At 37.6% G+C, this 26,077-nt stretch carries 27 protein-coding genes and 1 pseudogene; 8 read left to right on the forward strand and 20 right to left on the reverse strand.

Translation table 11 applies throughout. The annotated features are described in order from the left end of the window. Nucleotides 1-69 precede the first annotated feature (69 nt). Nucleotides 70-753, forward strand: a complete 684-nt coding sequence (locus H0184_RS13685) for a Dph6-related ATP pyrophosphatase (protein WP_221826142.1) — start codon at nt 70-72, stop codon at nt 751-753. Between the two features lie 123 nt (nt 754-876). On the opposite strand, the gene H0184_RS13690 is transcribed toward H0184_RS13685, so the two are convergent. The 7 genes from H0184_RS13690 to H0184_RS13720 all read right to left on the reverse strand — a co-directional run bounded on the left by H0184_RS13690 (nt 877) and on the right by H0184_RS13720 (nt 7,817). Further along, complete coding sequence (locus tag H0184_RS13690; protein WP_221826143.1) at nt 877-1,833, reverse strand: aldolase catalytic domain-containing protein; 957 nt, start codon at nt 1,831-1,833, stop codon at nt 877-879. A 275-nt stretch (nt 1,834-2,108) separates the two neighbouring features. After that, nucleotides 2,109-3,170: an alpha/beta fold hydrolase gene (locus H0184_RS13695; protein WP_221826145.1), complete on the reverse strand. Its 1,062-nt coding sequence runs from the start codon at nt 3,168-3,170 to the stop codon at nt 2,109-2,111. Between the two features lie 20 nt (nt 3,171-3,190). After that, nucleotides 3,191-3,673: a hypothetical protein gene (locus H0184_RS13700; protein ID WP_221826147.1), complete on the reverse strand. Its 483-nt coding sequence runs from the start codon at nt 3,671-3,673 to the stop codon at nt 3,191-3,193. Between the two features lie 215 nt (nt 3,674-3,888). After that, the gene (locus tag H0184_RS13705) at nt 3,889-4,791 is read right to left on the reverse strand and encodes an alpha/beta hydrolase (protein WP_221826149.1); all 903 of its coding nucleotides are present in this window, start codon (nt 4,789-4,791) and stop codon (nt 3,889-3,891) included. Between the two features lie 287 nt (nt 4,792-5,078). Continuing rightward, the gene (gene tatA, locus H0184_RS13710; protein WP_221826150.1) at nt 5,079-5,273 is read right to left on the reverse strand and encodes a twin-arginine translocase TatA/TatE family subunit; all 195 of its coding nucleotides are present in this window, start codon (nt 5,271-5,273) and stop codon (nt 5,079-5,081) included. A 22-nt stretch (nt 5,274-5,295) separates the two neighbouring features. Beyond that, on the reverse strand, nt 5,296-7,011 hold the full coding sequence (locus tag H0184_RS13715) for a GMC family oxidoreductase (protein ID WP_221826151.1): 1,716 nt from the start codon (nt 7,009-7,011) through the stop codon (nt 5,296-5,298). A 53-nt stretch (nt 7,012-7,064) separates the two neighbouring features. Beyond that, complete coding sequence (locus tag H0184_RS13720; protein ID WP_221826152.1) at nt 7,065-7,817, reverse strand: gluconate 2-dehydrogenase subunit 3 family protein; 753 nt, start codon at nt 7,815-7,817, stop codon at nt 7,065-7,067. Nucleotides 7,818-7,927: 110 nt separating this feature from the next. Here H0184_RS13720 and H0184_RS13725 point away from each other — a divergent pair, with 110 nt between their 5' ends. The 3 genes from H0184_RS13725 to H0184_RS13735 all read left to right on the forward strand — a co-directional run bounded on the left by H0184_RS13725 (nt 7,928) and on the right by H0184_RS13735 (nt 9,518). Beyond that, the gene (locus tag H0184_RS13725; protein ID WP_221826153.1) at nt 7,928-8,656 is read left to right on the forward strand and encodes a hypothetical protein; all 729 of its coding nucleotides are present in this window, start codon (nt 7,928-7,930) and stop codon (nt 8,654-8,656) included. A 256-nt stretch (nt 8,657-8,912) separates the two neighbouring features. Further along, nucleotides 8,913-9,236 (forward strand): BC1872 family protein, encoded by a 324-nt coding sequence (locus H0184_RS13730; protein WP_221826158.1) that lies wholly within the window; start codon nt 8,913-8,915, stop codon nt 9,234-9,236. Between the two features lie 99 nt (nt 9,237-9,335). Next, complete coding sequence (locus H0184_RS13735; protein ID WP_221826160.1) at nt 9,336-9,518, forward strand: hypothetical protein; 183 nt, start codon at nt 9,336-9,338, stop codon at nt 9,516-9,518. A gap of 60 nt (nt 9,519-9,578) precedes the next feature. Here H0184_RS13735 and H0184_RS13740 read toward each other — a convergent pair. The 4 genes and pseudogenes from H0184_RS13740 to rarD form a co-directional block, all read right to left on the reverse strand. Further along, nucleotides 9,579-10,570, reverse strand: a pseudogene (locus tag H0184_RS13740) (LLM class flavin-dependent oxidoreductase). A 32-nt stretch (nt 10,571-10,602) separates the two neighbouring features. Continuing rightward, nucleotides 10,603-11,466: an HAD family hydrolase gene (locus H0184_RS13745; protein ID WP_221826162.1), complete on the reverse strand. Its 864-nt coding sequence runs from the start codon at nt 11,464-11,466 to the stop codon at nt 10,603-10,605. A 136-nt stretch (nt 11,467-11,602) separates the two neighbouring features. Next, entirely contained in the window at nt 11,603-12,583 is a 981-nt protein-coding gene (locus tag H0184_RS13750) for an alpha/beta hydrolase family protein (RefSeq protein ID WP_221826164.1), read from the reverse strand. Nucleotides 12,584-12,812: 229 nt separating this feature from the next. Further along, nucleotides 12,813-13,745, reverse strand: coding sequence for an EamA family transporter RarD (gene rarD / locus H0184_RS13755; protein WP_221826166.1), 933 nt, complete (start codon nt 13,743-13,745; stop codon nt 12,813-12,815). A 224-nt stretch (nt 13,746-13,969) separates the two neighbouring features. Between rarD and H0184_RS13760 the strand changes: the two genes are divergently transcribed. Then, a complete protein-coding gene (locus H0184_RS13760; RefSeq protein ID WP_313771765.1) occupies nt 13,970-15,367 on the forward strand; it encodes a vWA domain-containing protein in 1,398 nt (465 codons plus the stop codon). 88 nt (nt 15,368-15,455) lie between these two features. Here H0184_RS13760 and H0184_RS13765 read toward each other — a convergent pair whose 3' ends face one another. The 3 genes from H0184_RS13765 to H0184_RS13775 all read right to left on the reverse strand — a co-directional run bounded on the left by H0184_RS13765 (nt 15,456) and on the right by H0184_RS13775 (nt 17,215). Continuing rightward, the gene (locus H0184_RS13765; RefSeq protein WP_221826169.1) at nt 15,456-16,214 is read right to left on the reverse strand and encodes a TerC family protein; all 759 of its coding nucleotides are present in this window, start codon (nt 16,212-16,214) and stop codon (nt 15,456-15,458) included. A 72-nt stretch (nt 16,215-16,286) separates the two neighbouring features. After that, nucleotides 16,287-16,724, reverse strand: a complete 438-nt coding sequence (locus H0184_RS13770) for a MarR family winged helix-turn-helix transcriptional regulator (RefSeq protein ID WP_221826171.1) — start codon at nt 16,722-16,724, stop codon at nt 16,287-16,289. 140 nt (nt 16,725-16,864) lie between these two features. After that, nucleotides 16,865-17,215, reverse strand: coding sequence for a hypothetical protein (locus H0184_RS13775; RefSeq protein ID WP_221826172.1), 351 nt, complete (start codon nt 17,213-17,215; stop codon nt 16,865-16,867). A 217-nt stretch (nt 17,216-17,432) separates the two neighbouring features. Between H0184_RS13775 and H0184_RS13780 the strand changes: the two genes are divergently transcribed. Next, complete coding sequence (locus H0184_RS13780; RefSeq protein WP_221826174.1) at nt 17,433-18,854, forward strand: Na+/H+ antiporter NhaC family protein; 1,422 nt, start codon at nt 17,433-17,435, stop codon at nt 18,852-18,854. A gap of 466 nt (nt 18,855-19,320) precedes the next feature. Here H0184_RS13780 and H0184_RS13785 read toward each other — a convergent pair whose 3' ends face one another. The 4 genes from H0184_RS13785 to guaD form a co-directional block, all read right to left on the reverse strand. Further along, nucleotides 19,321-19,479, reverse strand: a complete 159-nt coding sequence (locus H0184_RS13785; protein WP_221826180.1) for a hypothetical protein — start codon at nt 19,477-19,479, stop codon at nt 19,321-19,323. A gap of 57 nt (nt 19,480-19,536) precedes the next feature. Next, entirely contained in the window at nt 19,537-20,226 is a 690-nt protein-coding gene (locus H0184_RS13790; RefSeq protein WP_221826181.1) for a DUF421 domain-containing protein, read from the reverse strand. A gap of 235 nt (nt 20,227-20,461) precedes the next feature. Beyond that, on the reverse strand, nt 20,462-21,712 hold the full coding sequence (locus tag H0184_RS13795; protein WP_221826187.1) for an ATP-binding protein: 1,251 nt from the start codon (nt 21,710-21,712) through the stop codon (nt 20,462-20,464). Nucleotides 21,713-22,059: 347 nt separating this feature from the next. Next, the gene (gene guaD / locus H0184_RS13800; protein WP_221826189.1) at nt 22,060-23,418 is read right to left on the reverse strand and encodes a guanine deaminase; all 1,359 of its coding nucleotides are present in this window, start codon (nt 23,416-23,418) and stop codon (nt 22,060-22,062) included. Between the two features lie 240 nt (nt 23,419-23,658). Here guaD and H0184_RS13805 point away from each other — a divergent pair, with 240 nt between their 5' ends. Together H0184_RS13805 and H0184_RS13810 are read left to right on the forward strand one after the other, a co-directional pair. Beyond that, nucleotides 23,659-24,075, forward strand: coding sequence for a DUF1284 domain-containing protein (locus tag H0184_RS13805; RefSeq protein ID WP_221826190.1), 417 nt, complete (start codon nt 23,659-23,661; stop codon nt 24,073-24,075). A 145-nt stretch (nt 24,076-24,220) separates the two neighbouring features. Continuing rightward, nucleotides 24,221-24,646, forward strand: coding sequence for an SRPBCC family protein (locus tag H0184_RS13810; RefSeq protein WP_221826191.1), 426 nt, complete (start codon nt 24,221-24,223; stop codon nt 24,644-24,646). Between the two features lie 112 nt (nt 24,647-24,758). Here H0184_RS13810 and H0184_RS13815 read toward each other — a convergent pair whose 3' ends face one another. Next, nucleotides 24,759-25,121, reverse strand: coding sequence for a group I truncated hemoglobin (locus H0184_RS13815; protein ID WP_221826192.1), 363 nt, complete (start codon nt 25,119-25,121; stop codon nt 24,759-24,761). A 183-nt stretch (nt 25,122-25,304) separates the two neighbouring features. Then, nucleotides 25,305-25,862 carry a cysteine hydrolase family protein gene (locus tag H0184_RS13820; protein WP_221826193.1) on the reverse strand — a complete coding sequence of 186 codons (558 nt, stop codon included), beginning with the start codon at nt 25,860-25,862 and terminating at the stop codon, nt 25,305-25,307. Between the last annotated feature and the right edge of the window lie 215 nt (nt 25,863-26,077).

Below are 26,077 nucleotides of genomic sequence, written 5' to 3' on the forward strand. Positions count from 1 at the left end.
TTTCCTATTATTCAATAAATTCATGTATATTTAAAGTAATAAACATGGATTAAAGGGAGAGTTATTTGAATGGAATTAATGGATTGGAAAAATGGTGCACACGGGCATAAATTTATAGCCTCTTTTAGCGGTGGAAAAGATAGTGTCTTAGCTCTTTATAAAGCAATGAAGGTTGGAGAAGGTATTGGACTAATTGTTATGATGGAGGAAAAAGGAAAACGTTCTAGATCACATGGAATGCCTCCGGAGCTTATACATGCACAAGCTAAATCAATAGGATTGCCTGTATATACGGCAGCAGCAAGCTGGAACGATTATGAAAAAGAATTTACAACCCTCTTAGAGAAAGCTAAAAAACGAGGAGCCGAAGTGTTAGTAACTGGGGACTTAGATATGCCGGCACATGGTTGTTGGCATGAAAAGGTAACGAAGAATGCTGGATTAAAGCTTGGCATGCCTTTATGGGAAATGAATCATCTTGAAGCTGTCGAAGAATTTATCAATCTAGGATTTATAACCATCATCGTAACAGTTAATCTTTCACTTGGAATGCGTGAAGACGATTTGGGTCGAACCTTGACCCATGACTACGTGAAGGAACTTATAGCTCGTGGGATCGATCCCTGCGGAGAAGGCGGAGAGTTTCATACCACTGTAATAGATGGACCAATTTTCAAACATCCTATTTCAATACGTAAATGTGAGATTATCAAGGACGGAGAATATGTATTTTTGCCTTTGGAATTGGAGTAGGCGGCGTAAATAATATTTATTAATATTCTTAACGTTTCCAAATAAAAAAAGAAACGCCAGCTATCACAAGAGATAAATTTGGCGTTTCTTTTTTGTTTGAAATTATGGCTATTAGCGGCTGAACTATTTCGTCGCTGGAGCCAGTGTGACTTCAGGTGAAGTTACCTTGTCGTAAAAGTCCACAAATTTATCACGGTCCGCGCTATCACGGTAAGCCATGGCCACACGTGGATGTTCATTGAGTACACCAGAAATCATATAAGGAATAATATAGCCCCACTCCCATTTTTCACGCATTTCCAGCATATGCTTTTCAATAATTCCGAGCACCGGCTTAATCTCATATCTAGCTTTTTGTATATAGCTGACCAGAAGCTCTGTGTTGCAGTTTCCAGCTGCACGACCCATCCCATAAACAGACGAATCTAGAAAAGTAACTCCATTTCGCATGGCCGTTATGGTATTGGCAAATGCTAACTGCATGTTATTATGCGTATGGATTCCTAGCTGTTTGTTAGGCAGCATGGCTTGGAACTTTTTCACTTGATGCTCAATATCTCCAGGGTCTAAGCTTCCAAAGGAATCGACGATATAAACAACATCTACAGGACTTTCCTTTACCATTTCAAACGCTTCGATTAGCTGACGTTCAGGTACACTGGATAAAGCCATAATGTTCAGTGAGGTTTCATAGCCCAAATCATGAAACATTTGTACAAGCTCTAAGCCTTTATCTACTTCGCGCACATAACATGCCACACGAATCATATCTAATACACTTTGCTCACGAGGAAGGATATCATTGGGATCTACACGTCCAATATCTACAAGAGCAGATAGCTTAGTGAACCTTTTTTCAGGGATAATTTCTTTTAGGAAGTTATCATCTAGAAATCTCCATGGGTTAGGCTCAGTTGCATTAAGAAGCTTAGGCGAATTTTTGTAGCCAACCTCCATGTATTCAACACCTGCTTCACTAAGGCCATTATACAAGTCTTGAACAAATTCGACACTGAAATCCCAATTGTTGACTAATCCTCCATCACGAATAGTACAGTCTATTATTTTGCTGCGTTCCATGTTAGTTTCCCCCTATTTATCCTATTTTAATAATATTATTTTCTTACTTTTATGTTTTATGTACTAAAGTTACCTAATACATTTACACGCTTAGTTATCAATCTTACTATTAAACTCATACTCTATTAACTCCAAATCATCTAGGACGAGTCCGTTTCATTGTATTATAGACCTAAATACATAAAACTTCCATTCATGATTTAAATTTTTTAAGGAATCTGATAATTAAATAGTAAAAACCTTAGTCCCTTTAACCAGACTAAGGCATTTAATATTTATTCCATTTTAGTAGACCGGGTGGACAGCCATGGATCAATCGCAAAAGCAAACTGACCGGTTAAGCACAGGGAAACATGTCCCGCTTCCACATGTTCATAAGTTTTGTCTTCACTTGTTATAAGATCCATAATAGGAAGACTTTGTGATTCTAACACTAATTCATCCCTTGTCGATGTGATAACCAATGTACTGCAGGCAATAGTGGATAAATCTACCTTCCGTCCGCCAATCTTCATTTCACCTTTGACAAGCTTGTTTTCTTTGTATAATTCATTCATCATTTGCTTAAATGCTGCCCCCGAAAAAGTCACAGCGTCTTTCATCCATTTGTCCATTCTCCGCCACTTATCTACATATTTTTGATTATGAGCACGTGTTACAAGATTAATACTTGGTCCAATGTTAAATCCTTGCAGCCCCATAAAGATTGCATACAAAAACTCTGATGGAATCACTTCATATGCATCAGAGAACCGATCAAAATTAAGTGTCCCATTTTGGAGTGCTTTTACCCATTTCCCAGGGACAATGGCATCACTGTAGTCAATTGGCACCGCGGCCAGAACAAGATTTTTGATTGGCAAATCTGTTAGTGATGTCAGAATAGCTGAAAGCATTCCACCAATACAATATCCTACCAAAGATATTTCTCCTGCACCTGAATGCCTTAAAGCACGTTTTACCGCAACTTCTAGATAGTCAAGAATATAGTTATCTAATGTGAGGTCCTTGTCTTCCAATCCTGGAGAACCCCAATCTAGCAAATAGACATCGTAGCCCTGTTTTGTAAGGTTGCCAATGACACTGCCTTCTTCGGAGATATCAAGAATATACGCTTTATTTAAGAGAGAATAGACCAAGAACAGTGGTGTTTTATACTTTTTTTTAGAAGCAGGGTGATACCACAAAACAGATTTATTTTTCTTCCAAACTGCTTTTCTAGGTGTAGATTCAATATCAGGCTTAGGTTCACTCAAAACTTTATAAACATTATCCCACCGCTTTTTCTCACTTTCAAGATTTAGAACAGGGATATTAACTAGTGATTTAACCGCCATTATTTATTCTCCCTTCACCTCTATTTTGCTGCCATAACTGGTTCTTTTTTCTCCTTCTGCAGAAGCTCCTTCATTTCCTCAAGCTCTTTCTTCATTTCAGTTAATTGTGCAAGCTCTTGTGTTGCTTTCTGCCATTCCGAATGGAGATGCTTGGTGAAATCAATTAACTCTCCAATCATTTTGTTTTGAGCTTCAGTGGCTAAAGTAAAACCTTCTTGTAAATTCCAGATTTGCTCCTCTAAAATATCAATTTTTTCTTCTGCTTGAATCGTTTGTTTGACTGCATTTGCTATATCATTTTTTGTTGGCAGATTCATATAGTTAGCCATCAGTTCGCGATTTCTTTTTAACATCTCTATGTATCTAGAATTCGCCTCAATACCAATTTTCGTCATTTGGATTAATGGGTTGCTATCCAACGATTGAAATAATAAACCATTTAAGCCCTTTTCCCACATTTCACTTACCTGTTTAATAGAATCATAAGGATTATTTTCAGACATGCTTTGCCACCTCTGTTTAAGTTATTGGTTTTGTAAAACTAATGGAGTTTAAGTAGTTTATTTGCAGCTCCTCTCAAATGAATGAATACTCATTCACCCTCATTACCTGTATTTTACATCGAAAAATAGTAACTTACAATAGGAGAAATCGAAGATTATGAAAACGTTTTATAATATTTTTTTAGAATTTATTTTATCACCTGGATTGTTTTTAATTAACGATTAAAAGTCAACCTTACAAATTCACCAATTTCTTTCACAGCTTTTTTGGCTTCAGGTAATTTGTTACTTATTTGCCATACGTGCCACATGCCTTCCCAGACTTTGAAGCGTACCTCCACCCCTGACTGACGTGCTCTATCCGTTAGCAATTCCGCATCGCTTAATAAAATTTCTATACCGCCAGCCTGGATAAACATTGGCGGAAGCCCACTTAGGTCAGCAAAAACGGGAGAAATTAGGTGATGGTCAAGAGATTCACCAGCCGCATACTGCTGAGCAGTTTTTCGAACAAGATGCGGCCTCAAATACGGATCCTTTTCACTGTTTTCCCTATAGCTTTCACCAGAGCTTGTTAAGTCAACCCAGGGGGATAAGCATACTAGAGCTGCTGGAAGCGGATCATATTGGTCTCTAAGCACAAGAGTGGCTGCCACCGATAATCCCCCGCCTGCTGAATCACCTGCGAAGATGATATTTGAAGATTCATAACCTTGCTTTAGAAGCCATTGGTAGATCATGATGGTATCTTCAATTGCTGCGGGAAAGGGATGCTCTGGAGCAAGTCCATATTCCGGCAGGAGGACTTTTACACCTGATTCAATCATGATATTCGCAGCCAACGTTCGATGGGTATCGGCTGAGCAATAACTATACCCCCCTCCATGTAAATATAGAATCACCTTTCCTTCAAGAGTCTGATTGTTAGAAATCCACTCAGCGTACATTCCATCAATTTCAATCTGTTCAACCTTACAGTCCTTCGGAAGCTTGGAGAATTTCCGAGCAAACGAATCAATCACCTGCCTGCTTTCAACAACCTCCTTTTCTTCCAATTTAAGTTTTTTTGCACCTGCTTTTATACCTTTCTTAAAAAAGTAACTGCTTACGCTTGGCAAAACAATTCTCCCCTTTAAATTTTGATCACTATTACGATATGTATTAATCAACATCTGCTTGTTTCTTATAGCTAATTTTACCAAAAACTAGTTCCGTATAAGAACGATAAATTTGATAATATCTTGTATTTTAGTCCGAATTTATTTTTCTTTTCTTGAGAGGCAGACAAATAGAAAAAACTAAAGATAAAGGAGACCAAATCATGATTCGATTTAGTCTCCTTAAGAAGTTTTTCATTATATTAAAACTGGTCGAAGCGATCATCACCCTTTTAATTTAAACCCAATCATTCTGGCTGCGGTTTTTTACTCGTTTCGAGATTTTCCTCTTCCTCATCGATAATTGAAGTGGCTGTTCGTCTGAATTCGGATAATGTCTTGCCAAATGCTGAACCAATTTCCGGAAGCTTTTTTGGTCCAAAGATGATTAAAGCAATGACTAGGATGATAATTAACCCCGGTATACCGATATTCGATAGCATGTGTTCCTCCTCAAAACGTTATTTAAGCTAACAAACCACCTTTTTGCTTATAGGATAGTATTCCTTCAGCCGCACGATATGCTAATGCCCCGACTGTTCCGGTTGGATTATAGCCGCTATTATGCGCGAACGCTGTCGCGCCAACAACAAACACATTATCAGCATCCCACATTTGCAAATAATTATTTACGGCAGAAGTAGCTGGGTCTGCACCCATAATGATACCGCCTGTATTATGGGTTGATTGATAGGTGGTAATATCATAAGGACCCAGTTCGTCCAACGTATCAATATGGTCTGCACCCATTTCTTTCATGATATCTACGCATCGTTCCGATAAATACTTGGCTAATTGGCGGTCTTGCTCTTCAAAATCATAAGTAATCCGAATTAAAGGATCGCCAAATTCATCCTTATATGTCGGATCAAGATCTAAGTAATGATGCTTAAATGGCATACTTGCACCTTGTCCGCCTACAGATAAAACACGATTTGCATATTTGATTGAATTGGATTTAAATTCTTTCCCCCATGTCGGAGTACCTTTTGGAACTTTGTTATTTGATATCGGCCTGAAACCTGTTTGAGAAATGGCAATCGAGCCGCCATGAATAAAATTAAGATTGGAATGATCAAAGTTGTCACCATTAAAATCATCTACCACCATTCCGAGAGCTCCTGCACCGGCATAGGTATTAAATTCTTCTTTATCGAAAAAGCCGGTTGCATTCCCTTTTTGGACTTGATAGGCATAATTTTTCCCAATCACCCCTGTACCTGCCACAGGGTCATATGGACGGCCAATGCCGGATTGTAATAATAACCTTACGTTATTAAACACATAGCTGGTTAACACCACAATATCTGCAGGCTGTTCAATCTCTTCCCCTGTTGTAGTATCCACATACATGACTCCGGTTGCTTTGTTGCCCGATTTTAAGACACGTCTGACATTGGAATGCGTCCGAATTTCAAATTTTCCAGTTTTTTTTGCTACTGGAATAACAGTTACTACAGGATCCGCCTTTGCACCATACTCACAGCCAAACCTTTCACAATAAGCACAGTATTGGCATGCTGCACGTGCAACCCCGTCAGGATTGGTGTAGGGTTCTGAAAGATTTGCAGAAGGACGATTATAAGGATGGAGTTTTAAATTATTAGCCGCCTTCCTAAATTTTTCAAGTGCTGGTGTTGTTTTCATCGGCGGTGTTGGATATGGACTCGATCTTTTTCCAGCAAGAGGGTTTTCTTCCCCTGAAATCCCAGCCATTTTTTCAAATTTATCGAAATAGGGTTCTAATTCATCATAGGTGATGCCCCAATCCTGAATGGTCATATCCTTAGGAATCTTTTTTTCACCGTACCTTTCAATGGTTTTACTGCGAATTTCAAAATCGTATGGAAGGAATCGATAGTTTTGCCCGTTCCAATGGACACCCGACCCTCCTAGTCCCTCACCTAAAATAAAGGATCCATATTGCCGCATGGGCAGAGCTCGAAGTTTTTCATTTCCTCTGAAAGTAATCGTCTCTTTCGAAAGATTTTGCATTAAGTCATACCTAAGGGCATAACGGAGTTCATCGTGCATCATAAAATAATCCTCTGTTTTTCGCTCTTTTCCTCTTTCCAATCCTACACAATTTAATCCTTGTTTCGTCAACTCTGCAGCGATTATCCCCCCTGCCCAGCCAACGCCGACAATGACAACATCAACTTTTGGTAATTTCTTTGCCACTTATTACACCTCATTCATAGTCGATTTAGTGCATATTCTCAATATTAATAACTTTAAAGGTGGTCCTTTAGACTTTTTGGAGGAATGACCGTAAATTCTTTATCAATGACTTCTGTATAAGCCATTTGACTGCCTGGATAATTTCTCATTTTCCATCCATCCATGTTTCGATTTCCGCTGTACAATGGATCACTATAGGCACCTTCTAGAGTACTGCTCCTTAGCATGTTAAAAAAGCCACTTGGAGATATCGTCGTTAGTTTCACCTTGTCCTCTGCAAAATCGGTTAGTATATCGATTTGTTCATCTTCATTTAAATCAACAAAATTCTTCTTATACTTCGTTAAACTGTGATTTTGCAATTCTCGTAAACCAATATCAAAAATTTCGCGTCGTCTAAGCCGTCCTTGATACCCTTGGACTTTTTCTCCTTTGAAGAAGGGAGGCTGCATGTATTCCCTTGCATTAAAACCCCAGTCCCCACTTAATTGGTGATCGATAAAATAGGCAACTCCTAAATCCTTGGCTCCAGGTCCATTATCATCAGCCGGAAAAATCCGCTCTGTTGCGACTTCAACCATTTTAAATTGCTCTCGGGTAAAATACATTAATGCCTGAGTATAGTTTTCAGCCACCCGTGGATTTTTAACTTCAAGATTATCCGTATTTGTTTTGTCTTTAAATGGAAGTAAACTGCCTAATGCACCGCCTACAGCCAATCCCCCAACCGCAATACCAGAATTCTTGAGGAATTTGCGACGCGAAAGTGATTCATTCTTTTCCTGTTGTTTGGAGTTTTCTGCCATAAAGTCCACCTCCTACATTTTAAGGATAGATTACCCCAAAAAAATCCATTCATACATTAAATGAAGTTGGGCATGATAACTTTAAATTGAATTTATAGAGGTGGTAAATTATGAAAAAAATTTGGAAAAATACGGCCATTTTTTGTACAGCTTTATTACTCTGTGCATGCTCATCTCAACAGAATATGATGGATGAAAGCGTCAAAGCCGAAGAGGGTGATCATGGCACTCATAGTGAACATACGACAAGTGTCTATGATAAAAGCGTGACAACAAGAAATATGAATGATGGCTTAATTATTCCTAGTGAAAACGGGGAAAAAAGACAAACTACCGATGAACATGGGGGTACCTCTCATGGGCAAGGAACGGATGTATACAGCTTAATCGGAAGCTCAGGTTTAAATGAGGGCGGGATTTCTTCTCATCTTGAATCAAGATTAGAGGGCGAAGGAATTAATGGTATCAAAGTGTTTGTTATCGATGACACAATCATCCTAGCCCGCTCAACTCCCGAAGTAACGTCTAACCAATACGATTCTATGCAGGAGCATATCCTCAATGGTGTCGATGGAATGTCTAGAAAAGACCTAAACAAAAAAGATGCTGATAGCATGGAAAATGCTACAAATGCACAGGATGTGGATGATAATCTCGAGAAAGCAAAAAGTTTTATGACCAAGGTCTTTAATGGCAATGTACAAACCCTTACCGTAACAAATCCAGAAGCAGTCGTACTAATTGAAAAAATTAAAAACGATCTAAAAGCGGACTCTGTTCCATACGATACTGTAGCACAAGATATTATTACGCTCGTAAAAATGACAAGGGAAAAATAAGAAGTACGTGACAATCAAGCTCTTTATGGTAAAAAACGAGAGTATTATATCCTTACGTGTATCCAGAGTTCATTCATCACAATATAAGCGGCAGCCTATGTAGGCTGCTGCTTACACTTGTTTAAAAGGTAATCTAATATTGTTGAAAAAAAATGTCCTTTTTTTATAAAAAACTGTGGTCGTATTATCTATACTGTTATATAATAACTAATAATTATTAGTCTGTTATATAACATTAAGAAAAGGGGTTTGAAATATGAGTAAGACAGATTCAATTGCACGGAGAATTCTAGGTTGGAAGTTAAATAGGTGGGATCGCTGGTTTGATTATGAAAAGGGTATTTTCATACACGATTCTGAGTTTCAGCCTGAGCATAATCTTGAACATGCCATGATGATTGTTGAACGTTTAGAGCAGTTTGGTTTTACTTTCTCAACAACTGGAAATTCTGAAGTTAGCTTTAATAACATCCGTTCGAAGGGTGAAACATTAGCAGAAGCCATTACCAATGCAGCCTACTCCATCATTGAACAACACTCCGTCACTAACACCACTAGAATGTGGAGCACCCTGTGCTAGCCTTTTAATGTTAATTTCCACCATTCTAATAAATTTTCCGCTTTAAACCTAAAAATATGTTAAAATCTAGTAGATATTATTCCCTAGGAGAATACTACTATGATTTATATTTGGGCGATTATAGGCAGTTTAGCAGCTACTTTTATTTTTGATATGATTTATTCTAAAATTGAACTTGAAAGAGAAATTGAAAAATCATGGCAGGCGTTGAATGACCAGCTTGAGCGTGAAGGAAAACCTCGTTGGGATCAAATGGACCATGATGATGAAGGTGAAAGATAAGAGCAGGATACCTTTGTAAGGTTCCTGCTCTTATCTTTTCCGCTAACGTTAGTGTACGTATTATAATAGTTCATTTGCTATTAATGTATATGAACGGATTTTGTCGTGAAAATCATAGATATTCGTAATGATCATGAATTCATCACACTGGTATAGTTCTCTTAAGCGCAGGAGTTCAGCTTTGACCCTTTGAGGGGTGCCGATAATCATTCGTCTTCTATTTTCCTGAATCTTCATTGTGTCATCGGTTGTTAATGGAATGTTCTTTGCCTCTTCAATAGTCGGAATCCTCGTATCGATCCCTTTTTCAACAGCTAGAAGCCATAAATCCTGGCTTAATGCTAATTCTTCAGCTTCTTCTTGGGTTTCGGCACATACCACAAATACACATACATTCGTTTTAGGTTTTTGTAGAAAAGTTGATGGCTGAAAATGTGTGTAATAATAGTCCATCGCCCGTACTCCATTTTCAGGAGTAATAAAATGTCCATAGGTAAATGCGGTCCCATGCTCCGCTGCCATCCTTGCGCCTCGGTGGGAAATGCCAAGTATCCACATTTCCGGCAAGCTAGTTAATGCAGGATACGCTTTAACATCATAGAATGGGTGCTCTATCGGTAGTTGGTTTAAAAAATATCCTTGTAAATCTTGAATCTGCCTAGGGAATTCATTCATGCTTTTGCGTATTCCATCGGTTAACGCCATCCGCGTACTCGGAGAACCGCCGGGAGAACGCCCAACTCCGGCATCAATTCTGTTTGGAAACAATACCTCTAATACCTTAAAGTTCTCGGCAATCTTATAAGGGCTATACTGTGGGAGCAGTACACCGCCGGAGCCGACGCGAATTCTTTTAGTGTTAGAAGCGATATGAGAGATCAAGATTTCCGGTGAGGAACCAGCTATTCCATTTGTATTATGGTGTTCAGCTACCCAAAACCGTGTATAACCTAGCTCTTCTGTTAATTGAGCAAGTTTAACTGTTTTTTGTAAAGCACTGCTAGGGGATTCCCTTTACTGATGACAGATTGGTCGAGAACGCTTAATTTCAATGAATTCCCTCCAGGATTTAAGATTGTTATCATTAGTATTGCTCAGACAAAAATCGCTTCTTAAGATAATAAGCAACCCCATCTTCATCGCAGGTGAATTCTGTAACATCATCGACGATTTCTTTTATGGAATCAGGAGCATTTTTCATGGCTACAGAATAATGAACGAGTCGGAGCATTGGCAGATCATTATCACTATCACCTATTGCCATTGCTTCTGTATCAGATAAATGAAAGTGTTTCAACATTTGTTGAATCCCTGTTGCCTTATTCACGTTCGCAGCCATGACCTCGACGTTATGATTAGATGAAATCGAGGTTGTAAAATCTATTTCTTTCTTTAATCTTTCAAGTTCTTTTTTCCAATGGTTGATATGTTCCTTTGACTTAGCAAAGAAATAGAATTTAGAAAATTCCTTGCCAACAATTTCATCCACCCACATAATCTTCTCATTAATTGCTTCCTTTCGGGAAAGCCACTCATTGGTGCCGACACTTTCAGGCTTTGGTTCTGTTATTTCATTTTCAACATATTTCCGATCTTGTCTTAATGTGATACGGTCCAATCCATATGGAAATAGTTCGTAATAGACTTCATTTTCCCTTGCTCTTTTTATTATTTCCTCCACAAGGTTAAGCGGAAGGGAATGTTTAAAAATAGCCTTTTCACCTACATATCCTGCCATGCCATTTGATGTTACGACACCATCTACTTGAAAGCCCTTGGGGACAAGTCCCTCGATTTCATCAATCGCTCTGCCTGTAGCGATAAACACGAATTTTCCCTGGTTACGTAACTGGTCAATGATCTCTTTCGTATGTATGCTTACTAGATTTTTGTGATTTAGAATTGTGCCATCCATGTCTAAAAAAATGGCCTTTGGTTTTATTTCCATCTTCGTATCCCCCTAAGACAAGAATTCAATTAGTAAGTATACACCTTACCAAAACTCCAAACAATTTTCGAGAAACCAAAGGCAAAAAAAAAGAGTAAGGACGTATGCCCCTACTCTAAAACGATTTATGTTGATATTATTTAACCATCTGTTCTGCATTTTCGGTTTTTACCTGTCTATTTTTCCAATTCCTTAACCATGAAATAATTTTGTCTTTTAATTCAGAATCTATAGGTTGTTTAACTGATTTTTTATTATTATTCAAAATTTTACTAATGCTGTGTTCCACATCTGTCTTACGAAGCAAATGTGTCATATCTTGAATAATGTGAGTTTCACACTCTCCTTGAACTAGAGATTTGATTTTTTCTAAATCGCTGACCTTTACGTTTACATCCTTTGTACCTGTAATAGCCAGAACAGGACAAGTGACTTTCTGTAACGGTTTTGATACGTCAAATTGAATATGCTCTCGATTCCATTTAGCATTTACTTTTTTCCCTTTGTACTTGATAACTGGCTCATCCGATGCTAGCAGGGCCACTGTTAGGTCGTCATTCATTTTTGTAATTTTCTCATCTACTTTTAATAATCGAATTAACCATCCTTGAAACCCCTTTACAGTTCTTACATCCTTGATTATTTCCTCTCGCTGCCAGGTCAAGGTTTCTGCTAAAGGTTCAGCTGTGCCTGCCAGAAGAATCATCCCATCTACTGAGACTTTTTCATTCACGAATGGGGCGATAATACTTCCTTCACTATGTCCTAGTAAGATTACATTCTCAGAGTCTATCTTTGGATGCTTTTTAGCAAATTCTACTACCGCGTGTGCATCGTTGATTAAATCGTGCACTCCCGTTTCGTAAAAGTCCCCTTTACTCGCTCCTACGCCTCTTTTATCATAACGAATACTAGCGAACCCCTCTGCAGCCACTACCTCACTTAATTGTTTAAAAATATTCATGGGCATGCCTTTAGCATTCGAATCTCGATCCGTAGGGCCGCTTCCGTGTACCATAACCACCAAAGGGTATTTTTGACTTTCTCCTTCTGGATACGTTAATGTCGCTGCTAACGGATACTCTCCTTGCACCATCACTTCCATTTCTTTCCTCATCACATTCATCGTCCTTTTTATTTATTTTCATATTTTCAACTGTAGATATGACGTCAAGGTTAGCTAGTTCGTTCATCATTTTTTATAAATAGATATTTATATGAAAGTATTCCGGGAAATCAGCCATTATGTATGGAAGAAATGAGATGCTTTGTAAAAAATGCTAACAAAAAAGACCATCAAATTGTTTAACAATTCAATAGTCCTTTAGGAAATTTAGTATATCGATTTACACGCTCTTTGCATTTGTGGCTACTGCAGATATTTTTCGTTTCTTTAGCATCTGACGAATATTAGAGATACTAAAGATTCCTAATGCAATCCAGATAAATGTAAAGGTAACGGCATGGTCCTTCGTAAAGGACTCTCCGTAAATAAGTACTCCAAGGAGTAAACTAATGGTCGGAGCTATATATTGTAAGAAGCCAACCAAGTAGAGTGGAATCTTTTGTGCTCCAATTCCAAACCATAAAAGCGGCAGTGCTGTAGCGATACCAGATCCTATTAAAAATAGATCATCTTTTAAGGATCCGGTCGCGAAGCTTTGCTGACCATTTACACCTAAATATGCTAAAAACAATAAAGCAAAAGGTACTATAAATAATGTCTCCAATAACAAGCCTAAAATAGAGTCTACTTTTATAAGTTTTTTTGACAGACCATAAAAACCGAAGGATAAGGCTAATATCAGCGCAATCCATGGGAAAGTTCCAAGTGATAGCGTCATATAAACGACACCGATACCGGCTACCACAAATGAGATTGCCTGCCAGGCATTCATTTTTTCACCTAAAACAAAAACCCCTAACAAAACGGCAACAAGTGGATTAATAAAGTAGCCTAAGCTAGCCTCCACGATATGGTTACTGTTCACAGCAAATATATAAACGAACCAGTTAATACTAATTAATAGCGAAGCAAGAAAAAGTCCCAGCCATGTTTTTTTCTGTTTCATTTGAACTTGAAAAAAGTTTTTTAATAGTTTTCTCTTCAAAATGCCCACTATTAGTAAAACAAAAATAAATGACCAAATAACTCGATGTGCTAAAATTTCAAGTGCGGTAACTTGGTCTATAAATTTCCAGTAGATAGGTAGTACTCCCCAAAAAATATACGCTCCAGCAGTATAGTAAATACCTTTTGTATGTTGTTCACGTTCCATTTCTAATTCACCTAGTTTCTGTTTTATCGTTGTTGGTAAACACTCTAAAAAGCACATGTAATTATATCACACTATTCTTTTTATACCAGGATTAAAACACTTCTCAATTACTGTAAATTTACCATTACCAATGACTCATTAACAGGATGTATCTTCATGTTAAACTTTATAAGAATGTTTTTTACCAACAAATACATAATTGTACGAGCAAGAGGAGGATATGTGTGAAGAAACATAGCTTTTTATTATTGCTGCTTTTTTCGTTTGTCCTGACGGCATGCAGTAATGAAAAAGATCATGTGACAACCGAACCTGCTGTGAAGGAAGAAACGCAGGAAAGCAGGTTAGAAGATATTGAGAAAATAAATTTAGAAGTGTCCAAAGAAGCACTGACAAATCTCCCACCTGGGAGCATGATGGCAGATTTATCATATGAAGAAGATAGTAAAGAAATAGGCAATTCTATTCCTGAAATGGATCCTGAAATTAAAAACCAATTACCATCACAGCTAGAACAATTGACAAAAGAATCGGATGATTTGGATACGATAAAAAAAGGATTGCTTGGCCTGCTTGCCAGTCCCCATTATAAGCAGGTTATTGAAAGCAGCATGGCCTATCAACCAAATTTTGAAGAACCCTACCTGCCAGATCCGACCAGGTCCGATGTTGACGAAGAAGTGGCGGCTAATAAAAAGGCAATCATCTTACTCGATGCCAGTTCGAGTATGCTCCTGCAATCAGATGGCAGAGTAAAAATGGACATTGCCAAGGATGCTGTTAAAAGCTTTGCCCAAACAATCGGCCAATCGAGCGAGGTTTCCCTCGTCGTCTATGGACATAAAGGCTCGGAGAATGATGAAGATATGTTTGAATCATGCTCAGGTATTGAGGAGCTTTATCCAATGGGTAAGTATTCAAAACAAGATTTCCATGAAGCGGTTGATTCATTTGAAAGTAAAGGTTGGACACCACTAGCAGGTGCCATACAAAAAGCTGCAGAAATGAGCAGTAATTATCTGGAAGGAACAACCATTTATATTGTCAGTGACGGAGCTGAAACCTGTGGCGGCGACCCTATTCAGGCAAGCAGAGATTTGGCTGCAAAAAACAGCAGCAATACCGTCAACATCATAGGCTTTGATGTTGATAGCAAAACAGAAGATCAATTGAAAGCTGTTGCTGAGGCAGGAAATGGAGAGTACTTTAAAGCTGACAATCCGGAAGAATTGAAAAATACCATCCAATACGAATGGCTCCCCGCTACACTCGATCTTGCCTGGGCCTTTACCATGGCACCCGATGGCTGGGAGTTAGGTGATGAGTACAAAATTGGGGAACAGTATCCATTACAGGTATGGACCATTGGCAGACGCGAATCACAGCGCTTAAGTGATGCAATAAGTATAATGGGCGAAAACAAATGGATTACAGAAGAACAGCAGAATGAACTAAGAGATTGGGCAATGGAACGAAGTGAAGCAATAAAAGAAGTCTATTATGAAATGTACAAGGATAATCGAGAAGAAGCCGACGCAAAAAGCAAGGAAATTAGGCAGCGAGTCGATGAATGGGTTGAAAAGATGAAAGCTTTGAAAAAGGAACGTGGAGATATTTGGTAGGCAGGAATAGATGTTACCGGTTTATACCAAAATGGAAAAATGCTGCAGCAAAAATTAGCTGCAGCATTTTCCGTTTATTACTCTATTCTTAATGAGAGTACTTTTCTGCTCTCGATTTGCGAATATAATGGATAATGAATGTCACTATAAATGATAAAACTAAGAAACCAATAAATATTTCATTTGCAATGTGAATATCCACCAAGGTTAGTCCCATTTTAATTGCTATAAAAGTAATCAAAATATATGCAGTTGTTTCAAGCTCAGGTACTCTGTCCATTAAAGCAATGAAGAACGTTGCCACACCCCTCATGAGCAGGATTCCAATCATTCCTCCAAGTAAGATGACCCATACTTCCTCAGACACGGCAAGTGCAGTCAAAATACTATCGACAGAAAAGGCTAAATCCATAAGCTCTACCGAGATAACCGTTGCCCAGAAGAAACCAAAGGTCTTCACCAGCCAGCCTTTTGGCTGTACTTGTTCTTCCGCTTCTGCTTCCTTGTGAAGGAGTTTGTCTTTAAAGAATTTAACAGCAAGCCACAACAGGTAAAGGGCACCGATTAATTTAATCCACCATAATTTTATTAAAAATGTTCCTAAGCCGATGAAAATAAATCGGAATATATATGCTCCCCAAAGTCCATATACCAATGCTTTCTTTTGCTGTTCTTTTGGCAGTGGCTTTACAAATGCAGACAATACCAACGCATTATCCGCGGATAATATACATTCTAGAACAGCTAATGAAAGGATTAACCCCCAAGCTTTTGGTGAGGTTAACACCTCCGCCCACATATGCCAATCCAGCATTGCTGCATAGGTTGATACAATTCCTTCCCACATTATGCATTTCTCCTTTTAGTTTTACACTCTAGACTCATTATGCATTTCTTCCTTATCATTTAGTCACAATCCTTATTCCATTTTTTCCAGCAAGGTATTTAATTTTTTGAGACCATTGATGATTTCGTTCAACGATTGCTCTGTTTCCCCTTGAATGGAATTGGAAATTTTCTCGATTAATTCTTGATTAACTTCGTCTACCACAGTTTTTCCCTTTTCTGAGAGAGCAACCTTTACCACTCGCTCATCTCCTTCATCTCTTACACGTACAATAAGGCCTTTACCTTCGAGCTTCTTACACATTGTAGATATATTGGTTCCGGCAATATGCAGCCTGCTGGCTAAACTGCCGATTGTATGCGAACCATGCTGCTCTATTTCTAAAAGAATTCTCCCCTGTAATGTGGTAATCCCATGGTGGTCACATAGAGTAATAATTAAATTATTTGTTCTTTCATTTATTTGCCTTGTATATCTCCAAAGGATATTTTTAAAATCAATTACATCCATAGGTGCCTCCTGTTGACTATATTTTATATTATATATGATTTATATATATTATAGATTATAGCGTTATTTTTTTCAACCAATGCCAAGAAGGTTGATTACATAAGTAGCCAACCTTCATAACTGGATTTCTATGATGTGAATTAATGAAAAATTATATCTTTGTAGTAAATAAATGTTGAAATACCCGCAATAATTGTATAGCCAATCGCAACATATAAGGAAGGTGTTGCCTTAAAACTTTGTTCATTCTTGTCTATTTTCGTCAAAACCTCCACTTGTAGGTCATTATCTTGATTACCACTTTGAAGTTTTGAGTTAGCGAATTCCGATGCAATTCCTCCAGAAGAATTAAAAAACCTTATAATAATTATTGCCGCAGTTCCTGTTAAGATAGACCAATCGAGAAAATGGTTATTAAATAGTTTTGCAATTCCCCAATTAGCCATAACAATAAGAATTAATGAAATAACAGACCAAACAATCTTCTTCATCCTCAATCCCCTCCCATTTATTCCCTAAAATAAATATACCATATATTAACAAAGTCTAATGGCATTAATACCGACCAAACCAGTTATCTTGTTAATGTGCAAGTTGATTAATGCCGTATTTATCATTTCAATATCAATGAAAATACATGTAGATACTATGTTATGGAAACAATATAAGAATATGTAGAATGACGATATCAAGAAGGAGGAAGATGTTTTGGAACATACTTGGCTTTCTCTTTTGCCTTTTATCATTGTTATTGCTATGTCGATCTGGTTAAAAAATATCTTACCTGGTCTAGTTGTCGGACTAGTGGTTGGTTCTTTAATTTTTACCTCGGACTTATTAGATGGAACTATCCAAAGTGTTTCCTATATGGTCACCACCCTCTCGGATGAGACCAATATTAAAATTATCGGTTTTCTATACTTGTTTGGCGGTCTGGTAGGAATGATGAACATATCTGGAGGAATTAAAGGTTTTTCAGAATGGGTTGGGACGAAGATAAAGAATGAACGCGGGCTGCTTGGGCTGATTTGGCTTACCCTCCCTTTTACCTTTATGATGCCAATGTTTCGAATCATGATGATTGGACCTGTCGTCAAATCCCTTGCGAAAAAAATGAATGTCTCGAAACAAAAGGTCGGTCTGACGATGGACATTTCAACTGAATCCGTTATCGTTCTTTTACCCGTCGCTACAGCATTTGTTGGTTTCATGGTGTCGTTAGTGGAAGGCAGTATCCGAGATTTGGATTTTGGAATGTCACCCTATGAAGTATTTTTACTAAGTATTCTATTTAACTTCTTTGCCATTGCCACGCTCTTCATCGGATTAATCCAAACCTTTTGGAACCGAGGTAAAAAGGATACACATGTAAAAGGTGCTCAAGAACAGCTTGAAGAGGAAGAGCATGAATTTCACCGAATCGGCATTAAGAAAGAATTATCGATGGTAAAAGCACAGCCTTGGAACTTGATTGTTCCTGTTTTTTTACTTTTAGGCTTATCACTTTTGTTGTTGTGGCAGGATGGAAAAAGTAAAGGAGCAAAAACGGTATTTGACGCTTTTTCAATTGCTGATGCCACCTTTGTTATGCTCCTCGCTGTCTTTATCACACTTATTCTATCGTTCGTTTTTTATATTATTAGACGTCAGCATCTAAGCGAACTATTGTACCATTTCTATGATGGCGGGAATCAAATGATGGAGGCAATTAGTTTGCTTGTCTTGATATGGTCCTTAACCCTTTCAGCAGAGGACCTGGGTTTTTCAAGCTTTATTAGTTCAACCTTAGGGGCATTTTTACCAGCTTGGTTAACCCCGGCTACGATTTTCCTGTTAGGTTCTGTTGTGGGCTACTTTATTGGATCCTCTTGGGGAACATGGGGACTATTTATGCCATTGGGCGTTAGTTTGGCGGTCTCAACCGGTGCGTCGATTCCGTTAACTGTAGGTGCTGTGTTTGCCAGTGGAGCCTTTGGGGCACTGGCTTCACCTTTAGGAGATACCACCATTACAACTGCTTCCATTATGGATCTGCCAATTGTTGAGTATGCAAAATATAAATTGAAGGTTTCTCTCATTGGAGGAGTCATTTCAATCGTTTTCTATCTTGCTGTTGCCTTCTTTATATGACTTGTGGACAAATCTCAGTTGGCTCCTCAAAGATTTGTCCCTCAGAGAAGGTCTTAAAGACAAATCTCTGTTAGCTCCTCAAAGCTTTGTCCTTCATAGAAGGTCTTAAAGACAAATCTCTGTTAGCTCCTTTAAGATTTGTCCTTCATAGAGGGTCTTAAGGACAAATCTCTGTCGGCTCCTTATAGATTTGTCCTTCATAGAGAGTCTTAAGGACAAATCTCTGTTGGCTCCTTATAGATTTGTCCTTCATAGAGGGTCTTAAAGACAAATCTCTGTTGGCTCCTTATAGATTTGTCCTTCATAGAGGGTCTTAAGGACAAATCTCTGTTGGCTCCTTATAGATTTGTCCTTCATAGAGGGTCTTAAGGACAAATCTCTGTTGGCTACTCAAAGATTTGTTCTCTATTAAGGGAAAGTCTAAGAATTTTTCAAAATCGAGAAAAAAAACACTCTGAGTGGTTTTTTAATCTTGCATTGCTCCAGCCTCTCGGGAAGTCATAGCACCTTGTCCCTGGCTAACATCTTTTTGAATTTGTTGTTTTACCTTTTGTGGGTCCGTTCCCGCAAACTGTGGATTCATGATAGACCCTAAATTCTTTTTAGCTTGTTGATCCTGCTGCATCCTTGACCTCCTCAATCTTGGTATACCCTTCTTATTATTTACAGAAATCTAGCAAATTTAATCTAGTTGATCCCGAAACAAATCAATATATAAATTTCCATTTGTCCCTACGACAGCATAGGAAATGTCCTTAACAGCCAGGTTCCTTTTCTTGAGCTCTTTCATTAACCAATCTTCACTATAGGAATAATTAGATAAGTTATCGTATAAAATATTCCCATCATAAACCAGTTCTACCGGTACTGTTACCGCGGTGGGTACTATCCGTAAATCCTGCTTGGTGGTATTTTGGTATTGTGTTTTTTTTAATACAGAGAGTGAGCCATTCACCTCTAAAATAGCACACTCCACCTCATCAATGTTGAAGATATCTTTCCCACGCAAAGCCTGCTTAAGTGTATCGATTGAATACCCCATTTGTTTCATGGACTCTTCGAGAATTTGTCCCTTTTGAATTAACATAGCAGGTTCACCAGCAATCCATTTTCGGAAACGTTGATTTCGAAACGAAACAAGATTCAATAAAAATGCAACGGCACCCATCATAATGAAGGCAATGATTATATACAGGAATTTTATTTTAATATTGAATGCAAGATTTCCAGCAATAGTTCCCATCGTAATGGAAGCGATATAAAGATGGTAGGTTCTCTGGGCAATTGTCTGCTTACCGAGCAGTTGGACAAATATCCATAATAAAATAAAAGCAGTAAGAGTTCGAAAAATGATTTCAACAGAGTCTAACATCGATGTTCTCCCTTATGGAATCCAGAAAGTTCGTTTGTATAGTTTGTTCATAAAGTACGGCCTTTATAATGAAAAAAAACATGTAGTCGTTCTTGGATAAGAAAATCTTTGGTATTAGAGGTTCAGTGGAGTAAAACAGTTAGTTGAAATAGGTGAAATTTATTATTCAATAATAACAGCAAACACGAGCGGATATTCCACTCGTGTTTGTTATAATTCCGCTATTCTCTTTACTTTAGTGCATCTGGGGTAAGAGAATAATAAATTCTGTCCCAACACCCTTTTCACTATTCACCTGAATTTTACCTTTGAAAGAACGGATAATTTGAAAACTTACCATCATTCCTAACCCTGTCCCACTTTCCTTTAAGGAATAATATGGAGATCCAAGCCGGTCAATTTGCTTTTTTGTCATACCAATTCCTTGGTCCTTAATGGTAACCTTTATATATCCATCATCCGTTGATGTACATATAATCCAAACAATACCTCCAACCGGCATAGATTCAATCGCATTTTTCAAAATATTAATCAAAGACTGGTTCAATTTTTGAGGATTAGCATAAATCCAGCCGGTATCAAGAATATCAATTTTAATCTCAACATTATGATTCAATGTGTAACTTTGAATGATATTTACAACACGTTGTATTTGATAACCTATATCAATTCTTTCGTTGTTGTAAATTGAGGGTTTTCCAAAAGATAAAAAATCATTAATAATTTCATTTGCTCGGTCTAATTCTTCAAGAGATAGATGGATATACTCTCTCTTTTGATCAGGCAGATTAGGTTCGTTTAGCAGCTGCAGAAAGCCGCGAGTTACCTGCATCGGATTTCTTATTTCATGAGCGAATACACTTGTTAACTCGCCTATAACTCGTAATTTTTCCGAGTTTTGCATTTCTAATCGCAGCTGGTGTATTTCTCTGATTGATTCAATTAACATAGTGAAGCACCAAGTTACTACTACTGCAAAGATTAGATGAATAACTGGCACTGTAAGATATTCTATGGAGAAGCCTCTTAAAATACCTAATACAGTTAAGCCTATAAGACAGTAGAAAAAAGAAAGACCTACCGATATTTTTACCCTCATTTCTCTTTTCGAATTTGTAAATACCTTATGAAAATGCAATATGACAGGCAGAGATAACAGTAAAACAAGAACTGTATTATAAAAGCCAATATCAAATCCAAAATAAAGCCGATAAAGAATAATAAGTACTGAAAGGATGATTCCTGGAAAAAAACCACCGTATAACGTACCCAGCAATAGAGGAATAATTCTTAACTCCAACCGAGCGTTTTGACCAAAAACTACTGGAAAGGACATGCAAGCTATAATTGAGATTCCCCACAAAATAGTCATGATTACTTTTTTATTTTTATCTGTCTTTACTCTCTCTGTGATAAATGTATAGTAAATAAATATGGGTATTAGCATAAACGCCAGCTGTAATAAAAAATCCTTTATTATACTCACATCGCTCGTACCTTTCAAATTCTATTCAATAGCTGAATCCGTAAAAAATAGGTCACTCTTGTTTATGTATAATCCCAGTAAGAAAGTAGTATTTAATAAATACATATACTGCCATAATTTGTCGTTTTTTGTATTCTTCATTAAATTACTATGGATATTGAGCATTTGCAAGAAGTATTTTAGAAAAGAAGAAAATAACAGAATAGAATTCGCTAGATTCAAACTAAAAATGCCAATCAAATTATCAGGAAATTTGATTGGCATTACCTTTACCTTTTCTACCTAGTCTTTGGGACGGATAGGGGACAGAAACCCATTTGTTTTTATCTTTCTGTACCTACTAAATACTAGCGTGAATGTACTTTTTCACCTTGTACCCAAACTTCACAGATATTTTCTGGACGAACTAAATACATGATTTTTTGGAACACGTCTTCTAAATCTTCCTGATTATCAAAAATGGGTAACTTTGCTGTTGCTGTTGTGGTATCAATGATTTGGACATCCCAGGCAAAATTTTCGGCTAATCGCCCAATTGGGAGGCTTAAGCTTTCACCCCCACCGGCAGTTGCAAAATAAAACGCTTCATTTATAGTAATACGTGAATGAGGAACACCACGTTCCACAGCTGGAAGTCTGCTATTAACACCATCCTCTAGCATTCTCGAAGATATAACGGCTTGCCTGGCATTATCATAAAGACTTGGTGAAAAACCTCCTGAAATGTCAGAGCCTAATCCAATGTCTACGCCTTTTGAATGCAAATGAGCAACGGGAATGACGCTATTCGCAAAGTAGGCATTGGAAATGGGACAGTGACTGACTGCTGTGCCTGTTTCTGCAAATAATTCTGCGTCATCATCATTTAAGAAGTTGCAATGCGCCATTACCGACTTATCCCGTAATAGGCCAAAATCACGTAAAGCGAATGTGTCGTTTTTTTTGAATCGACTCAGGACATACTCATGCTCCCAATCACTTTCGCTACAGTGTGATTGTACATATGTATCATACTTAGCAGCTAATTCTCCCAATCCCTTCAACGCTTCGTCGGTACAGCTTGGAATAAAGCGCGGAGTCACCACTGGGTATACACCTTGTTTTGTAGTTTTGGCTAATTCGTTGACTTCTAAAATGAAATCTTCGGTTTCTTTTAATGCCGTTTGGGTATCATGATCACGATAGAATTCAGAAGTTTGATCAAGATTATCCATCACGACCTTCCCTACTAAACCGCGCTGGCCCTTTTCCACACAAATTTGTGCCAGCAAAAGACTCGCATCTTTATGGACTGTCGCAAAATAAAGCGCTGTCGTCGTTCCGTTTGCGAGCAGCGTGCTGACGACATCTTGGTAGACTTTACGGGCAAAATTCAAGTCTGAGAATTTAGCTTCTAGCGGAAAAGTGTATGTATTTAACCAATCATAGAGCGGAATATCCAATGCCGTTCCCGATTGTGCCCATTGCGGTGCATGAACATGTAAATCAACAAAACCCGGTAAAAAGTACTGACCTTCTCTTAAACATTGAAGCTTATCTTGATTTGTTTCTAGTATGGTTTGATAGTCTTGATCTACTGGCGCAACGACTTTCGCAATCATTCCATTTTCATTTATACAGAAAAGATAGTCTTTTAAAATATGTAATTCTGTTGGCGACTTGCTCGTAAAAGCATTCCCCTTAAAGACTCTCGCATAATTTTTCATCAACTTCACCTTTTGTTCTGATGTGGTTATTCATTTGATATTATAGGTTATCTACAAAGGTAAGTCTATTTTCCAGGATAATGAATTGATTGTTACCCAATTTTTGCTCTCTCCTGTTTTTCGGGCAGAATCACATACTCTGATTAGGTTTGATATGGTATGATAATCAATATGTGTTAACTATATTGTTGTTTCGGTTGACATTTTTATACATAGAACCTATCAAAATGGGGGAATTTTATGTTTAAGTTGAGAGGTCATCATCTTTTTTGCCTTTTGGGCTATCGGGGAATGGGCTATTCCGAAGAATATGTAGAAAATATGACACGTCTGCACCGAACCTTGAGAGAAAACCCTAAGATAAAAATTCAACTTGTAAAGGGTCCTGATCAGTTGTGTGAGAAGTACCCAAACTCAGGTATATACCACTGCCAAGATGACAATATTTATGAAAGAGATGCTGCTATTTTAGAGAAATTAGGGCTTACAATTGGACAAATTGTGGTTTGGGAGGACATTGAGTTGCGCATCCGAAGGTTTATCGTTCCCTCCGATATTCAACGTGTATGTGAGTCTTGCTCATGGAGATCATATGGAGTTTGTGAAGAAGGAATTCAAGAGATTCTTGATGGGAAGGGCTTAAGGGAAGTTAAATAATTCCTGCTTCAGTCAACCTACAAAATTCAGTAATTTTCAACTATTTGGAATAGCGCAATTTCATGAAATCAATTACAATATTAACAGACTTCTTTGTAGACAAACCGCATAAAAATTATCCGTATTATGAGAGGCGGTAAATGAAATGGAAACAAAAAAGATTATTGTAGAAACAACTGTAAAAGCACCAGTTGAAAAGGTCTGGGAGTATTGGACAGAGCCAACTCATATCACAAAATGGAACACAGCTTCGGAAGAGTGGCACACCCCATATGCTGAAAATGATTTGAAAGTTGGCGGAAAATTTCTTTCAAGAATGGAAGCAAAAGATGGCAGTTTTGGATTCGATTTTGGTGGCGTTTACGATGATGTTAGACTAAATGAGGGTATTGGTTATACTTTAGAAGATGGAAGAAAAGTTACAATCAATTTTATTCGTCAAGGAGACGAAACAAAGGTAATTGAAACTTTTGATGCTGAAAACAGCAATCCTATTGAGATGCAAGAAGCGGGCTGGCAGGCTATTTTAGATAATTTAAAAAAATACATTAATAACTCAAAAGAAGCTTAAGCTATACTGTAACAGAACCGGGCAAATGAAAGGATTGACTCCTAAAATTGCTCGGTTCTTTACCTTTACCTTCTACAAACGCCGCCGATAAAAAAACATGAAAAGACTAAGCTTATTTATACAATATGTCGTCTCGTAGAGATGCTACTTTCGTTAATGCTGTATCTATGTCTCTTTCGTCCACTCCAAAGTGAGCTAGTGCATCGTGAAGATGTTTTTCAATAGCACTATAATGAACGGGTTGAAGATTCATTCCTTCGTGAGCTTTTGCCATAGATTGTCCAGAATATTGGTTTGGTCCGCCTAACGCAAAACTAATAAATTTTGACTGATGACGACGTTGTTTTTCCATATCTGTTTCTTTGAAAAAATGATTAACGGTATCATCCTTAAGAACCAACTCAGAATAAAAATAGTCCACCACTTTTGCAATCGCTTCTTCTCCACCAACTTTTTCATAAAGGTTCTCTTCCATTTGTACACTCCTTAATAGCATTTTACTAGAAGTATTTTTCACAGAAAAAATGTTTTTATTCTCTGACTTATTAATACCTTTCAGAACATACTTGTTATAAAGAATAAAAAATCAGGTTTATCGCAGAATATAACAAAGAGCAGCGGTTTTAACCACTGCTCCATCATTACCTATAGGTTAGGTTTATCTGTAGTTATTATGAATAGGTTGAAACAAATCTTCTTCACTCTTTCGAACAACAGCAAAGTTGTCTACATTGTAATGCCCATGTAATGTTTTATTATGATGACCTATGATTTGTTCTGCAGTTAGAACAGATGAATCTTTTGTAGAATGACCATCTGCTGCTAATGTTACATCAAAACCATTGATTGTAGCGGTTCTCACTGCTGAATCAATACAATATTCTGTCTGACATCCCATGATAACGAGGTGTTCGATTTTATTGTCTTTCAGGTAATCTAACAATGCTGTGCCGTAAAATGAATTGGTCGCTTTTTTATCAAATATCATTGAAGTCGAAGGAACGTTGATTTTCTGATGGACTTGAAAACCCTCGCCTTCACCGCCTGCCACATCTTTATCTCTCACAAACACCACTAATGCGCCATCTTCTTTTGCTTTTCCAATAACTAGGTTAATATTATTTAAGAGTTCCTCTTTTTTAAAAACACTGCTCTCATTTTCATTTCCCTCAATCAATTCCTGCTGGGCATCAATCACGAGTAAAGCTTGATTCACTTACAAATCCCCTCTCATCATTAGGTTAAGAATCAGGTCCTTCATATCTTCGAACTATTTAATGTACCCCTTAATCATACTTCCCCTCTTATCCCTATGTCCACATAAAACCTAGAACATAAGTGGCGGTTAATCGAGAAAAGCAGCTACTTTAATGATTGTTACCGAAAAAGTACTTTTTACAGAAAATGGGTCATAATTCTTCTTTAATTGTG

It is taken from the genome of Neobacillus niacini (assembly GCF_019749295.1).
GTDB classification, from domain to species: Bacteria; Bacillota; Bacilli; order Bacillales; family Cytobacillaceae; genus Neobacillus; species Neobacillus niacini_D.